The sequence below is a fragment of the Haloprofundus salilacus genome, from assembly GCF_020150815.1.
GTDB lineage: Archaea > Halobacteriota > Halobacteria > Halobacteriales > Haloferacaceae > Haloprofundus > Haloprofundus salilacus.
Genome location: NZ_CP083723.1, coordinates 995504 through 1009486, shown reverse-complemented (window position 1 = coordinate 1009486; position 13983 = coordinate 995504). Strand labels below are relative to the sequence as shown.

Annotated in this window: 12 protein-coding genes and 1 tRNA gene; 5 read left to right on the top strand and 8 right to left on the bottom strand. The window is 65.6% G+C overall.

What is annotated here, in order from left to right; translation table 11 throughout:
• Positions 1–186: 186 nt before the first annotated feature.
• Positions 187–1989 (top strand): glutamine--fructose-6-phosphate transaminase (isomerizing), encoded by a 1803-nt coding sequence (glmS, locus tag LAQ58_RS05220; protein WP_224449552.1) that lies wholly within the window; start codon positions 187–189, stop codon positions 1987–1989.
• A 309-nt stretch (positions 1990–2298) separates the two neighbouring features.
• On the opposite strand, the gene glmM is transcribed toward glmS, so the two are convergent.
• Positions 2299–3624, bottom strand: a complete 1326-nt coding sequence (gene glmM / locus LAQ58_RS05215) for a phosphoglucosamine mutase (RefSeq protein ID WP_224449551.1) — start codon at positions 3622–3624, stop codon at positions 2299–2301.
• Between the two features lie 451 nt (positions 3625–4075).
• Between glmM and LAQ58_RS05210 the strand changes: the two genes are divergently transcribed.
• From LAQ58_RS05210 to LAQ58_RS05200, 3 genes are all read left to right on the top strand, one after another.
• On the top strand, positions 4076–5104 hold the full coding sequence (locus LAQ58_RS05210; protein WP_224449550.1) for a rhodanese-like domain-containing protein: 1029 nt from the start codon (positions 4076–4078) through the stop codon (positions 5102–5104).
• A gap of 223 nt (positions 5105–5327) precedes the next feature.
• Positions 5328–5975: a helix-turn-helix domain-containing protein gene (locus LAQ58_RS05205; protein ID WP_224449549.1), complete on the top strand. Its 648-nt coding sequence runs from the start codon at positions 5328–5330 to the stop codon at positions 5973–5975.
• An 82-nt stretch (positions 5976–6057) separates the two neighbouring features.
• On the top strand, positions 6058–6420 hold the full coding sequence (locus LAQ58_RS05200; protein WP_224449548.1) for a HalOD1 output domain-containing protein: 363 nt from the start codon (positions 6058–6060) through the stop codon (positions 6418–6420).
• Between the two features lie 220 nt (positions 6421–6640).
• On the opposite strand, the gene LAQ58_RS05195 is transcribed toward LAQ58_RS05200, so the two are convergent.
• The 4 genes from LAQ58_RS05195 to LAQ58_RS05180 all read right to left on the bottom strand — a co-directional run bounded on the left by LAQ58_RS05195 (position 6641) and on the right by LAQ58_RS05180 (position 10754).
• Positions 6641–6715: transfer RNA gene (locus LAQ58_RS05195), tRNA-Glu, on the bottom strand.
• Between the two features lie 77 nt (positions 6716–6792).
• The gene (locus tag LAQ58_RS05190; RefSeq protein WP_224449547.1) at positions 6793–7974 is read right to left on the bottom strand and encodes a helix-turn-helix transcriptional regulator; all 1182 of its coding nucleotides are present in this window, start codon (positions 7972–7974) and stop codon (positions 6793–6795) included.
• Between the two features lie 129 nt (positions 7975–8103).
• Positions 8104–9255, bottom strand: a complete 1152-nt coding sequence (locus LAQ58_RS05185; RefSeq protein ID WP_224449546.1) for a metal-dependent hydrolase family protein — start codon at positions 9253–9255, stop codon at positions 8104–8106.
• 113 nt (positions 9256–9368) lie between these two features.
• Positions 9369–10754, bottom strand: a complete 1386-nt coding sequence (locus LAQ58_RS05180) for a WD40/YVTN/BNR-like repeat-containing protein (RefSeq protein ID WP_224449545.1) — start codon at positions 10752–10754, stop codon at positions 9369–9371.
• A gap of 114 nt (positions 10755–10868) precedes the next feature.
• Between LAQ58_RS05180 and LAQ58_RS05175 the strand changes: the two genes are divergently transcribed.
• Positions 10869–11603, top strand: coding sequence for an SDR family oxidoreductase (locus LAQ58_RS05175; RefSeq protein ID WP_224449544.1), 735 nt, complete (start codon positions 10869–10871; stop codon positions 11601–11603).
• Between the two features lie 12 nt (positions 11604–11615).
• Here the strand turns inward: LAQ58_RS05175 and LAQ58_RS05170 are convergent, their stop codons facing one another.
• The 3 genes from LAQ58_RS05170 to LAQ58_RS05160 form a co-directional block, all read right to left on the bottom strand.
• On the bottom strand, positions 11616–12425 hold the full coding sequence (locus tag LAQ58_RS05170) for an MOSC domain-containing protein (protein WP_224449543.1): 810 nt from the start codon (positions 12423–12425) through the stop codon (positions 11616–11618).
• Between the two features lie 67 nt (positions 12426–12492).
• Positions 12493–13227 carry an archaeal proteasome endopeptidase complex subunit alpha gene (gene psmA, locus LAQ58_RS05165; RefSeq protein WP_224449542.1) on the bottom strand — a complete coding sequence of 245 codons (735 nt, stop codon included), beginning with the start codon at positions 13225–13227 and terminating at the stop codon, positions 12493–12495.
• A gap of 177 nt (positions 13228–13404) precedes the next feature.
• The gene (locus LAQ58_RS05160; RefSeq protein ID WP_224449541.1) at positions 13405–13980 is read right to left on the bottom strand and encodes a dihydrofolate reductase; all 576 of its coding nucleotides are present in this window, start codon (positions 13978–13980) and stop codon (positions 13405–13407) included.
• Positions 13981–13983: the final 3 nt, after the last annotated feature.

Sequence of the window (13983 nt, the reverse complement as noted above, 5' to 3'; positions counted from 1 at the left end):
TTGTTACTGTTGCAGGTTGAAACGGTCTTTAGCGGCGAAATAAGTTCTCATTACCTCGTTCATAGTAATTGATACAGGGTGGGAGGTCGAAGTATGGTCCGCGACAGTTCCGCCCTATCGGGACGCAGCACCGAAATCAACCGACACGCCCGCCCTCTGGCTCGAAACACCACGGAGGTAATGTAGATGTGCGGCATCATCGCTCGCGTCGGCCGGACGGACTCCGTCGGCGCGCTCGTCTCGGGGTTAGAGAGCCTCGAATACCGCGGCTACGACTCTGCCGGCGTCGCCGTCAAGAACGGCACCGGTATCAAAGTCCACAAGCGCTCGGGGAAAGTCGCGGAGCTGAAAAGCGCGATTCGCGGCGCGGAGCCGAGCGGTAACGTCGGCATCGGTCACACGCGCTGGAGTACGCACGGCGCGCCGACCGACGACAACGCCCACCCCCACACCGACGAGTCCGGTCGGGTCGCCGTCGTCCACAACGGCGTCATCGAGAACTACGAGGAACTGAAGGCGAGTCTCGAAGCAGAAGGCGTCGAGTTCGTCAGCGACACCGACACGGAAGTCGTCCCGCACCTCATCGCTTCCCATCTCGGGGAGGTCGGCACGCCCGAAGAGGCATTCCGCCGCACCGTCCGCGAACTCGAGGGCAGCTACGCTATCGCCGCGATCGTCGACGGATTCGAGGCCGTCTACGCCGCGCGACAGGGGTCGCCGCTCGTGCTCGGACTCGACGACAGCGAGTACTTCCTGGCTAGCGACGTGCCTGCGTTCCTCGAACACACCGCGGAAGTCGTCTACCTCGAAGACGGCGACATGGTCGTCGTCGAACCCGACAGCGTCACGATGACCACCGTCGGCGGCGAACCCGTCTCCCGCGAGATCGACACCGTCGACTGGGACCCCGAGGACGCCGGGAAAGGCTCCTACGATCACTACATGCTCAAAGAGATTCACAACCAGCCGACGTCGCTGGCGAACACGGTCGACGGCCGAATCGACGAAACCGGCGTAACGCTCACCGAACTCGACGCGTTCGAAGACGTGACCGAAGTACAGTTCGTCGCCTGCGGAACGTCGTACCACGCGGCGCTGTACGGCGCGCGACTGCTCAACGCTGCCGGCGTCCGCGCCCGCGCTTTCCGCGCCAGCGAGTACGGTACCTCCGACCCCATCACCGACGAGACGCTCGTCGTCGCCGTCACCCAGAGCGGCGAGACGGCGGACACCCTCAGCGCGCTCGAACGCGCCGACGCGGAAGGCGCCCGGACCGTCGCCGTCACGAACGTGCAGGGATCGACTGCCTCGCGCGAGGCCGACGAGACGCTCCTCGTCCGCGCCGGACCGGAAATCGGCGTCGCGGCGACGAAGACGTTCTCTTCGCAGGTCGCGGCGCTCTGTCTGCTCAGCCACTGCGTCGGCGAGGACGTGACCGGCGACCTGCCGTGGGACGACCCGAAGAACTTCTTCGAGTCGCTGCGCTCGCTGCCCGCGGACGTCCGCGAGGTGCTCGACGGCGACCAGGCCCACGAACTCGCCGACCGCTACCTCGGCAGCGAGGCGTTCTTCTTCATCGGTCGCGGCCTCGGCTACCCCGTCGCCGTCGAGGGCGCGCTGAAGTTCAAGGAGATCACGTACGAGCACGCCGAGGGGTTCGCCTCCGGCGAGCTGAAACACGGCCCGCTGGCGCTCGTCACGCCCCAGACGCCGGTGTTCGCGGTGTTCACCGGCACTGACGACCAGAAAACGCTCACGAACGCGAAGGAGGCGCAGACTCGCGGCGCGCCCATCGTCGCCGTCGCCCCCGAGGGTCACCCCGCCGTCGACGCCGCCGACGCGCACCTCCCGATTCCGGACACCGACCCCGCACTGGCCGGTCTACTCGCGAACGTTCAACTCCAGCTGGTGTCGTACCACACGGCGAACCTGCTGGGTCGCTCTATCGACAAACCACGGAACCTCGCCAAGAGCGTCACCGTCGAGTGAGCTAACCCCGCGGACCATCCTCTTTTGACGCCCGGTGGCCCGACCCACCGAGTTCGTCTTCGACTTCCCGCCCGATCGACTCTCCCTCCGGAGTGCTACGGCACTCGCTCTCGATTTTGACAGCGACGTGAGCGAAGCGAGGGGCACGAAAGGACAGAAGACGGGGACACGGAGAGACAGAATACGGGCACAGAACACGAGAAATACGAAAGAACAGAACGAGAGAACGCGAGAACAGCGCGGAGCGCTACCCGAGACGAGGAGAAACCGAAGCCAGAGAACCCTCGTCGGTAACGCGAGGCGAACGCGCTACGCCGACGCTTTCGCGGCTTCCTCGACCATCGCGTACGCCTCGTCGAACAGTTCCTGCGCGCGCGCCTCGTCGCGGGCTTCCGCCGTCACGCGGACCAGCGGCTGCGTCCCGCTGGCGCGGACGAGGAACCACCCATCCTCCAGTGCGACGCGGACGCCGTCCATCTCGTCCACCTCGTCGAACTCGTTGTTGACGCGCCGGGCCACCGCCGCCATCGTCGCCGTCTTGTCCTCGACTTCCACGCTGTCGCGGAGCGTCGGGTAGCGCGGCAATTCGCCGAGTAGCGTCTCGAGCGAGCCTTCGACGCTCACGAGTTCGGCGAGTTTCACCGCGGCGAGAGGACCGTCGGGACAGAGCGTCTCGTCGGGCCAGATCCACGCGCCGCTCGGCTCACCGCCGAAGGCGACGGCGGGGTCGCTAGCGGCCTCGGCGACGTACACGTCGCCGACGGGCGTTCGTTCGACCGTCGCTCTCTGCGGCGAGAGCGCGTCGTCGACGGCGAGGCTCGTGTTCAGCGGGGCGGCCACGCGTTCGCCGTCGCCGGCGGCGCGGCGGCCGAACAGCGCCAGCAGGTGGTCACCGGGGACGAACTCACCGTCTTCGGTGACGGCCATCATCCGGTCGGCGTCGCCGTCGTGTGCGATACCGAGATCGGCGTCCGTCGAGGCGACGACCGAACAGAGCGTCGTGCAGTTCTCCTCGGTGGGTTCGCTCGGCCGACCGGGGAAGCTTCCGTCGGGTTGCGCGTTCAGCGTCGTCACCACGCAGCCGAGTTCCGAGAGCGCGTGCGCCGTCAGCGCGCCGGGCCCGTTCCCGGCGTCGACGACGACGGAGAGTTCGCGCCCGAGATCGACTGCGGCGACGAGCGCCTCGATATGGTTTTCGATAGCGTCGTTTCGCTTCCGTTCGACTCCTACGGTCCGCCAGTCGGCGCGCTCGAACGACTCGTCTCGAATCCGCTTTTCGATGGCCGCGCGGTGCTCGGCGTTGAACGCCTGGCCGCTGCGCGTCCAGAGTTTGATGCCGTTGTCGGTCGCAGGGTTGTGCGAGGCCGTGATGACGACGCCAGCGTCGGCGTCGAACTCGGCGACGCTGCGTGCGACGGTCGGCGTCGACGCGACGCCGACGCGGGTGACGTTCGTGCCGCACTCCTGTGCACCCGCGGCGACGGCGTTGGCGAGGAAGGCACCGCTTTCCCGGGCGTCGCGTCCGAGGACGACGTGGTCGTAGCCCTCTGCGGCGAGGGCGCGACCGACGGCGAGGGCTAACTCCCCCGTCACGTCGTCGCCGACTGCTCCACGGATACCGCTGGTTCCGAACATTGTCTGTAGTTCGGTCTCGCGGGTGGTAGTTATAGAGGGAATAAATCGGCTCACCTGACACACCACAGTCGGGGCTGTGCCCCGACGAAAGACGAGGGGGAGAGTTGGGTTGGCGGATCCGACTGCCCTCGGGTCAAAGGGCCGTCGAACCCGTGTGGTGGGTGGTCGCGGAGAACGGGTGTGATCTCACAGACTGTGAGAGTTCGATTGCCCGGAACACCGCGCTCGACGCGACGCAATTCATCGGAGAACCGCTATGAATATTATTATGAACGCGGTAACCACTCGATCCGCACCCTCTCGTCGGTCGATGCCCCTCGCCCGAACGGTTGAACCGTTCGAAACCGAGCACAACGGTCGCCGACGGGATCCAGCGAGAACCGATTAAACGACCGATTTCGGCTTATCATGTCGATAGTAAAGTCTCGTCGGACTCGAGCGCTGGGTACGAATGCCATCGAAAGACACGACACGACGCCGATACGTCCAGGCGCTCGGGGCGGCGGCGACTATCGGTGTCGCCGGATGTGCGTCCTCGGGAGACGACGAGGGCACGCCGACGAACGAGTCGACACGGACCGCCGACCCGACCGAGACCGACGCGGCGTCGAACCAGACGACCGACGCCGCCACCAATGACTCCGTCGACGAGTCCGCCGACGCCGCCGGCTCGTTCGAGGACCTCGACGGACCGCGACACGGCGACGACCTGCCGGAGGAAACGGCCCCGCTCGACGGCTATCCGCCCGAATTCGAGACAGTGCCCGCGGAGCGGACCGTCGACACGGGTCAGTTCCCGACCAACCGGGTCGAACGCGACTCCGGCATCGTCAATGTCCCGTTGGTTCCGGTCGACGTTGCGTACTATTGGTACGCGCGCGGTGAAGCCCGTATCGTCGACGCGCGCAGCGCGGCCGCGTACGACGTCTCGCACGTGTTCGGCGCGGCCCAGAGCATCGCTCCCGACGGACTTGAGCGAAACGACCCGACAGCCGACTGGCCAAAATCCGACCGCATCGTCGTCTACTGCGACTGCCCGAACTACCTCTCCTCGCAGCGGGCGGCGACACTCATCGAGAACGGCTACACGAACGTCTTCGCAATCGAAGAGGGCTACCGCGCGTGGGTCGACAGCGAGTACCCGATGGCCGGGTCCGACACGAACCGCTCTATCGACGTTCGAACTATCGTCGGTCAGACGGACCCCGAACACGCCGACGAGGGCGCGTGGGCGTACCACGAAGCCTCCGGCCAGCAGGAAGCATCGAAGATTCAGGCTGACGGAAGTTACGAACTCGAACTCCGATGGGTGGACGTTTCCGGGTCCGACGAGGTCACCGTCGAAACCCCCGGATACACCATCACCGACTCGCTGAAGGCGATGACGAGCGCCGAGATTACGTCCGAGGGGACGCTCTCGACGGACGACGGGTCGGGGAACGACTCCTCGAACGCGCTCCTACGCCGGCTGTTCGGCTGATTACTCGCGCCGCGCTCGGGACGTTCACAGGTGTCGAACAGTGCGATGATGCGGTCAGCCACTGCCGACGCCATACCCCTCGATGGCCTCCCTGTGTCTTCTGCAGAGGTGCTGTCGTCTCTCTTCCATCGTCATCACGAGTCGACAGTGCAACCGGAGTCGATGGCACGTGAACTCCCCACTAAAACGCTCAGTTCACGCTTTCGGAACGCCAGTGGTCGTTGTGGCTATCGAAGCGTCCTTCACCGTTGACGTAACCGAGTTTCCGTTACGTCGTATCTTCGAGGAACTCCCCGACGCGACCGTAGAACTGGACCGGCTCGTCTCCACTAACAGGGAGACCGTCCCGTATTTCTGGGTTCACGCTGACGGAGTGAACGAGACCGTCTCTCGTCTCGCCGACAACGGCGGAGTAGAGACCATCACCGTAATCGACGAGGTGGGAGACCAGTTGCTCCTCCGCGTTCTCTGGGATTTTAGCCGTGACACCGTCCTGACCGCGTTCGTCGAGACCGATGTCGACCTCGTCTCCGGAATCGGGGAGAAGGACCGGTGGACGTTCGAGGTCCGAAGCACTACCCAAGAGGCAATCTCGGAGTTCCAAGCGTACTGCCGAGACCACGGTATTCCCGTCAAACTCTCTCAGCTCCACGCGCTATCGACGCTCGCCCCCGACCAAGAGTACGACCTGACAGAGGGTCAACGCAAAGCGCTGATGTTAGCGTACACGAGCGGATATTTCGACTCTCCGCGCGGAGCCACACAACAAGATATCGCCGACGCGCTCGGAATTACCCGACAGGCGGTTTCCTCGCGATTACAGCGAGGGACGCGGAGACTGATAGCGAGTACCCTCGCCACCCCGAACTAGCTGACACGTGATCGGTGAGTATATAACCGGGTTGCACGAGCAAAATCTAGCCTTACGCGGCTTCGGAGACACTAGAAACACGATGACCGGAAAATCCGCGGGGTGCGAGAAACCACCTGTCCGATACCCCAATTCGACCGAATTCGTCGACTCCATAGACACGATCAGATACCACCCCGAAGACGATGTCTTTCGGGCGCCCTACGACAGCAGTCGTGACGAACCTAGCTTGGCGGTGGTTGCTGTGTTGGCGGCCGTCGACCGGCGGGACCCGCTGGAGCTGTCTTCGCTGTTCTACACCCTCGATACCGACGCGCTCGACGCTCTGTTCGACGAGTCGACAAGCCGTGAAGGGAGTCGACCCCGTATCTCGTTCTACTACGAAGGCTTCGAGGTGGTCGTCTTCGGGGAGGACGTCATCGAGGTTAGCCCCCTGAGAAACTGATGATCGGTGCCGGTTTTCTCCTTCATGACCGTTTGTTCTGACTACGACACGCGACGTCCCGCTCGCAAGCGGTTAAATGACAGTAGATGAGGCTCAGACGGTTCGTGTTCCGTTTCGTTGAGAACGCGACTCGCTTCACTCTCTGATTCGTATTCCTTCGTCGCATTTTCGGAGAATCGAACACGACTCGTCGGGCTCGGCGGTTCGGTAGTAGGAAAAGTGCTCCGTCAGGGATTCGAACCCTGGTCCTTGCCGTGAGAGGGCAAGATGATTGGCCGGACTACACCAACGGAGCGCATCTCCTACTATCCGCGAGTGATGTTTAACGTTTGCGTTTCGACGGAACTGTGTCCCGTCCTGTCGCACCGTGCGTTACTCGTCGTCGAACGGTGACTTCGTCGCCTCGGGTTCGTGCCCGTCGAGGCTGATGACGTTCTCGCGGCCGACGCGGAGTTTCGAGATGAGACCTTCGTCTTCCATCTCCGAGAGCAGCATGCTCACTTTCGACTTCGACCAGTCGGTCTCTTCGACGATGCGCACCTGCCGCATCCGTCCGCCGTGGTCTTCGAGCATCGAGACGACGCGGTCCTCGTCCGAGAGCAACTCCTCGTCGGACACTGACGGCTCCGGCGGTGCGGCCGCAGCCTCGGAGCCGTCTGCCGTCTCGCCCTCGACGGGTTCGACCGTCTCCTCGCGGCCGCGCCGGTACCACAGCGCGGCAGCGACACCGCCGAAAACGACGAGAACCGCTCCGGCGAGCCACATACTCCCGCCGCCGCTGCCGATGGGCGTCGTCGTCACGTCGTCAGTGCCGTTCGCTCCCTCATCGTTTCCACCGGCGCCGGCGTCGATGGTCTGGGTTCCCTCGGGGACGAACGCGACCTGTGGTCGGTTGTCGGTGAACCGACGCTCGCCCATCCACGTCACCGAGTCGCTCGCCGGAAGCGAGCTCGTGTTCGACTGCGTCCCCGCTGGCGTGACGTTTTTGAACTCGAGGTTCTCACCGGCTTCGACGACCAGTGACTGGTTCTCGCTTATGTAGAGGCCGCCCTCGAACACGTCGCCGACGGTCACCGTCCCGTCGTCGTCGGTCTGCGCGAAGCCCGTCCAGACGAACGACATCTCGACGACGCCGATGGAGTTTCCGAGACTGTCGGTCACGTACGCCTGCCGCGTATGATTTTGGGCGTCCATCGGCCGTTCGGTGGCGTTCGCACCGCTTCTGACGAGCGACTCCGACTCGCTTTTGAAACCGTTGTACAGCGGCGTGTCGCTGTTGTTGAACTCGTCGGCGAACGCTTGGAAGTTCTGTCTCTCCGTCTCGTTTGCGAGCGTCTGTTCGTAGTGGAAGGTCCACCGAGCAGAGCCGTCCTCGTGGACGACGATTCGAACTTCACTGCTGTCGAACGACTGCTGCATCGCCGCCATCGAGTCTGTCGTCGAAACGGCGGCGGTCCCCCCAGCCCTCGTCCCCGAAAACGCCATCGCTGGCGGGGCTACCGCCGACGTGACGAGGAAGAAGGCGAGCAGGACGAACGTTGCCCGGCGGTGCATCGGCCGGATACACTCAGTGGTGGGCAAAAGAGTTTGTGACACTAATCGACTGTGTCTGCTGCTCTCATAATCGCTCCGTGCTGACCGTCGCACGACCATGTAAATCGTTCACGTTGATTATTTGACTCGTTACCTGGCCCGTTCTCCGCCCGCGAACACCGCCGTCGGGGACTGCCACGCCGTCGCGTCGGCGTTGGGGTCCGTCTCGAGCACTACGAGGTCGGCGCGGTACCCCTCGGCGACGCGGCCGATGTCGTCACGGCCGACGAGCTCCGCGGCGTTCACCGTCGCCGCTTCCAGCGCGGCGTCCGGTTCGAGACCGTAGTCGACCATCAGTTCGAGTTCGCGTGGAATGTCGCCGAAGTAGTTGAACGGCGTCCCGGCGTCGGTCCCCATCGCGATGTCGACGCCCGCTTCCAGCGCGTGTTCCCACGCGCGCTCGAACCGGGCTGCGGCGTCTTCCGCCTTCTCGACGGCCTCTTCGGGAATACCCGCCTCGACGCCGTTCTCGACGATGTTGACGAGGGCGCTCGCCGTCGGCACCCAGTAGGTCCCGTTGTCGGCCATCATCTCCGCCGCCTCGCGGTCCATGAACGTCCCGTGTTCGACGCTCGATATTCCGGCGCGAACCGCGTTCTTGATTCCCTCTTCGCCGTGCGCGTGTGCGGCCGTTGGGACGCCCTTGGCGCTCGCGGCCTCGACGGCCGCGCGCAGTTCTTCTTCCGTCAATTCGGGCGACCCGGTCACCGCGCCTTCGGTCAGCACGCCGCCGGTCGCCATACACTTGATGACGTCCGCGCCGCGCTTCAACTGCTGGCGGGCGCCTTTCAACACCTCGTCTGAGCCGTCGGCTTCGCATCCGAACGCGTGCCCGTGACCGCCGGTCATCACGATGTTCTGACCCGAGCCGAGCACCCGCGGTCCGGTCAGGAGGCCGTCGTTGACGGCGGCCCCGGCGTCAAGCGCCAACGTCTCGCGACTCCCCAGGTCGCGAACTGTCGTCACGCCCGTCTCGACGGCGGCTTCGAGGTTCGCGGTCGCCCGGTAACTCGCGGTGTAGGGGCTATCGTCGAAAATCGTGCTCACGTCGGGTCGTCCGTCCATCATCACGTGGACGTGCGTGTCTATCAGGCCGGGCGCGACGACCTGCCCGGAGATGTCCGTCTGGCTATCGCCCTCGGGAACGTCGCCGACGGCGACGATTTCACCGCCTTCGATAGCGACGTCCGCGTCCCGTGTCCCGTCTGCGTCCGCGACTGTCCCACCAGTCAGTACGTGCATACTCTGGAGTTAGTGGCTCGTATCCTAAAAGGCGTGGTGTCGGCAGTCCGCGACGGGTGACAGGCGTCCGCGACGGTGTCGGCAGTCTGCGACGGGTCGTCGGGTCCCGTCTGTCAGCGCGGACGCTCCGTCGTCAGTCGCGCACGCCGTCGTTCCAGTATCGCCCCGTCATCGCCGACGGCGACCTGCCGGTCGGTCGCGGCGCAGACGCCGCGGAGCGTCTCGTCGGTCGGCGTCTCCCGGCGCTGCCAATCGCCGTCGTTGCCGTCGAGCGCCGTCCCGTGTTCGCCGACCGCGACGACGCGGTCCGAATCGCCTTCGACGACCATCGCCCAGAGTCCTTCGTCGGTCGGGCGGACTGGCGTCCACCGCGCTCCGTCGTACCGGTGGACCGTGCCGTCGTCCTCGGTGACGAACGATTCGGTGTTCGACGCTCTGTCGGACACCGGTTCGACGGCGGTCAGCGTCCCGGCGTCGTCGATGCCGAGCTCCTCGTACGTCTCGCCGCCGTCGGTCGTCCGGAACACCGATCCGTTCGTGTCCGCGAGATACCCCCGGCCGTCGTCTACGAACGCGACGGCCGAAAAACTCGAACCGCTGCCGGGCTTTTCGGCGGCTTCCCACCGCACGCGTTCGCCGTCGTACTCGCCGCGGCGCACCTCCCCCGACCCGTTCACCAACACGACGACCTCCGCTCCCGCCTCGCCGACGACGGCGATATCGGACAGGGTGCTGGTGTCGCCGTCGGGCGCGGAGTGGTCGGTGTGTCGGGTCGACGCCGCGTCGACCCTGCCGAGCGCGCCTCCGTCGCCCGCAACCCACACGGCGTGCCCGTCGTCGGTGGCGTCGACGCCGGTCAGGTTCTCGCCCTGCGCCGCGGGACCGTCTTCGAGGACTGCCGACCACTCGCCGTTCGCCCGTGCGAGAACGTAGCCGTCCTCTCCGACCGCGTACACCCCGTCCTCGGCGTCGACCACGTCGGAGAAGTCGACGCCGACGGGCGAGTCGACGTCGACCCACTCCTCGTCGTTCACACCGCTCTCGTCGCCGACTGAGCCGACTGAGCCGACATCGCCCTCCGGCGTCGATCGAGGTTCGCTGCGTTCGTCTTCCGTGAGATGGTCGCTACGCTCGTCTCTCTCGTGCGTCCCGACGATCCCATCGCCTCCGCGACTCTCGCCGCCACCCGTCCCGTCTCCGTCGACCCGCTCCTCCGGCTTCTCGGCCGGCCTCCCGGCCGCCGAGGGGTCGGAACGGCCAGTCTCGGTGCTCCGGTCGTCCCCGTTCTCGGTCTTCTGCCCGTCCTCGCTTCCCCATTCGGCGTACATGTAGAGCGCCGGAACGACGTACGAAAGCAGCGCCAACACGGCGAACGCTTCGTGGTAGATGGTGAGCAGGCCGAACGCGGTCATCGCGGCGGCGCTGGCGGCGTGGATACCGCCGCGGGCGTACTCCCGGTAGAAGTTCGAGATGTCCTGCATTCGCCCGTTCGACGACATGGGTTCCGATAGTCGACGAAGCACAATCAGCGTTGTCGCCGTCGGTGGAGCAGAGCGTCGTCCCGTTTTTGCACCGGCCTCGGAAACTAAGTCACCGCCCGAGAATCGGTACGTATGGCAGACGAACTCTCCGGCCGCATCGCGCTCGTAACGGGCGCGAGTTCCGGAATCGGCGCATCGACGGCGCGGGCGCTGGCGACCGACGGCGCGAACGTCGCGCTCTCCGCACGTCGCGAAGAGCGACTCACCGAACTCGCCGACGAACTCGAAGCCGACTACGGCGTCGAGACGCTCGTCGTCCCGGCGGACGTTCGAGAGGAGGAGGCGGTCGAATCCGTCGTCGCCGACACCGTTGATCGGTTCGGGAAACTGGATATCACCGTCGTCAACGCCGGTTTGGGGCGCGGCTCCGGCGTCGACATCTCCACCGAGGAGTACCGGACGATGATGGACACGAACGTCGACGGGGCGTTCTTCACCACGCGCGCAGTGCTTCCGCACCTCCGCGAGACGACCGGGAACCTCATCTTCGTCGGCAGTTTCGCCGGAAAGTTCCCGCGTCCCGCCAACCCGGTGTACGCGGCGACGAAGTGGTGGCTCCGTGGATTCGCTCACAGCGTCGAAGCGGCCGTCGGCGAGGACGGCGTCGGAATCAGCGTCGTCAACCCCACCGAGGTCAGAACCGAGTTCGGTTCGGAGATTGACGAGGCGTTCGAGGACCGATTTGACCCCGGCGAGGTGACCGAACCGGAGGAGATCGCCGACGCCATCGCCTTTGCCGCGAAGCAGACGAACTCCACGGTGAGCGAACTCGACCTCTACAGGCGAGACAAGTTCTCGGGGTGGTAGTTCGGTTCGAGGTTACGCGGGTTCCGTCCCGCGTATCTCCAGTTCGTCGCCGACCGAGAGCGTCTCTCCCCAGTCGGCCTCGTCGACGCGGGTGTTGACCATCACCCGGAAGTGGTGATCGAACCAGTCGCCGCCGCTCCACTCGGGTATCGTCTCGCGGCGCTTCTCGACGAACCGTTCGCGAAAGCCGTCGTACTCCTCGCCGGTGTCGGGGTCGCGCGAGGGGACGACGCAGCGCTGACACGGGTTGACGCCGTCGAACGCGATCCCGTCATCGGAGTCGCCGTCCGCGTCGCCGACGGTGAACTCGACGACTTCGTCGCGACCCGCGAAGAGGCGGTCCTCCCAGAAGGGCGGAACGCCGCCGATTTCGAGGTTAGGCCGGAGGCGGCGGCGCATGCTCTCGGCGTCGATGTCGGGGTACCACGACGCGAGTTCCCGGATCGTCGCCGTCGAGATGATCGTCGGTCCCGACGCGTCGGTGTCGTCGGGGAACCCGCCCGCGCGCTCGCGCTCTAACGTGACGGGTTCGCCGAAGTACGACGAGAGCCAGTCGGTGAGTTCGTCGTCGTCGAGGGTGAACGTCCGGGCCTCGCCTTCGGGCGGTTCGAGACGAACAGCCTCGCGTTCGAAGTCGACCGCCGAGCGGAGTCGGTGCGTGTCGCGGTTACGTTTGCCGTTGACGTACCGGCCGTCGGCGTCGAACAGTGCGAACTGCCGGTCGCCGTCGAGACCGCCGTTCTCGACGATGCGCGCGGTGTCGACCGCCTGCGCGTCGAGCGACTTGATCGGGTAGACGAAGATTCGACGAAGCGTCGCCATCGCCGACCGTTCGCCGACCGTCCGCAAAAACAGTCGTGGTCGGCGGTGACGAGGGTTGTCTTGCGAGTTACTCGTCGTCGCTACCGGTGTCGATGCCGTCGATGATGGTAGCGATCTCGTCGGTGTCGTAGGTGCGGTGCCCCGACTCGTCGACCGTCGAGATGCTGACGCTCTCGGCGTCGATGTCGTCGTCTTTCGCGCCTTCGAGCAGCGCCTCGACGGCGAGCGTCACCCCGTCGTCGACGCTCATCTCGGGGTCGTACGCCTCTTCGAGATACTCGCGGATGGTCGCGCTCTCGCCGCCGATGGCGACGGCTTTCCACTCGTGGGGCGTGCCCGAGGGGTCCGTCTCGAACAGGCGTGGACCGCTGGTGTCGACGCCGGCGACGAGCAGCGCCGCGCCGAACGGCCGCGTGCCACCGCGCTGGGTGTTCTCCTGGATGAAGTCGGTGACTTCCTTCGTGAGTCCCTCCACGCCCGCCGGTTCGCCGTAGCGGAGGCGGTTGACCTGCGCCTCCCGTCGGGCGTAGTCGACGAGGCGCCGGGCGTCGGCGACGTGGCCGGCGCTGGCCGCGCCGACGTGGTTGTCGACCTTGTGGAGTTTCTCGATGCTCTCGGTGACCATCAGTGGCGAACTCGAACGGGTCCGGGCGGCGAGTACGACGCCGTCCGCCGCGCGGACGCCTACCACGGGCGCGCCGCGCTTGACCGCCTCGCGCGCGTACTCAACCTGATAGATTCGGCCGTCCGGGGAGTACAGCGAGGTGCCCCGGTCGTACGCTTGCTGATTCGAGTTGTTCATCGACCATCACCGCCGATTCGACTAGTCCGTGCGAGGACGCTGCCGGTCATCGGACCCGTCTACGAGGCCCGCCCGGAAAAACTCTCGCTAAGACGAATTTTAGCCGATATCACCGCCTGCCCGAACTCTCAGGTTCGCAAGGGTGCGCAAACACGCGCGAGCGGTACGTTCTCCCGATTACGACTCGCGACGGCGGTACTCGACGAAGTCGAACTCGCCGCGTTCGTCGCGTTCGACTTCGACCCACGAGTCGCGGTCGAACGTCGGGAACTCGGTGTCGCCCTCAACCGACTCGTGTATCTTGGTCAACACGAGTCGGTCGGCGCACGGGATGAACTGCTCGTACACCGTCGCCCCGCCGACGACGAAGACGGTTCCGTCGTTCCCGTCCCCCTCGGCGTCCTCCTCGCGCCCGTCACCCTCGTCGCTTTCGCCGTCTCCATCGCCGCCGACCGCGTCTCTCTCGTCGACGGCCTCGCGCGCCGCCGTCAGCGCGGCGTCTATCGAGTCCGCGTGAACCGCGCCTTCGGGGAGATCCATCTCGCCCCTGCTCAGCACGACGTTCGTCCGTCCCGGCAGCGGACCGTCGAGCTGTCGGGCGATGCTCTCGTACGTCCGCCGGCCCATGATGACGGGGTGGCCGGTCGTCGTCTCCTTGAAGTGCTGGAGGTCCTCGGGGTAGTGCCACGGCATGTCGCCGTCGACGCCGATAACGCCGTTGTCGGCGACGGCGGCGATGAGCGCGAGTTCCATCCC

Bases quoted from the DNA above. Each gene is read 5' to 3' on its own strand.
- LAQ58_RS05210 (WP_224449550.1), top strand. From the start codon at position 4,076: ATGCCATCGAAAGACACGACACGACGCCGATACGTCCAGGCGCTCGGG.
- glmS (WP_224449552.1), top strand. From the start codon at position 187: ATGTGCGGCATCATCGCTCGCGTCGGCCGGACGGACTCCGTCGGCGCG.
- LAQ58_RS05160 (WP_224449541.1), bottom strand. From the start codon at position 13,980: ATGGAACTCGCGCTCATCGCCGCCGTCGCCGACAACGGCGTTATCGGC.
- LAQ58_RS05180 (WP_224449545.1), bottom strand. From the start codon at position 10,754: ATGTCGTCGAACGGGCGAATGCAGGACATCTCGAACTTCTACCGGGAG.
- LAQ58_RS05190 (WP_224449547.1), bottom strand. From the start codon at position 7,974: ATGCACCGCCGGGCAACGTTCGTCCTGCTCGCCTTCTTCCTCGTCACG.
- glmM (WP_224449551.1), bottom strand. From the start codon at position 3,624: ATGTTCGGAACCAGCGGTATCCGTGGAGCAGTCGGCGACGACGTGACG.
- LAQ58_RS05200 (WP_224449548.1), top strand. From the start codon at position 6,058: ATGACCGGAAAATCCGCGGGGTGCGAGAAACCACCTGTCCGATACCCC.
- LAQ58_RS05175 (WP_224449544.1), top strand. From the start codon at position 10,869: ATGGCAGACGAACTCTCCGGCCGCATCGCGCTCGTAACGGGCGCGAGT.
- psmA (WP_224449542.1), bottom strand. From the start codon at position 13,227: ATGAACAACTCGAATCAGCAAGCGTACGACCGGGGCACCTCGCTGTAC.
- LAQ58_RS05185 (WP_224449546.1), bottom strand. From the start codon at position 9,255: ATGCACGTACTGACTGGTGGGACAGTCGCGGACGCAGACGGGACACGG.
- LAQ58_RS05170 (WP_224449543.1), bottom strand. From the start codon at position 12,425: ATGGCGACGCTTCGTCGAATCTTCGTCTACCCGATCAAGTCGCTCGAC.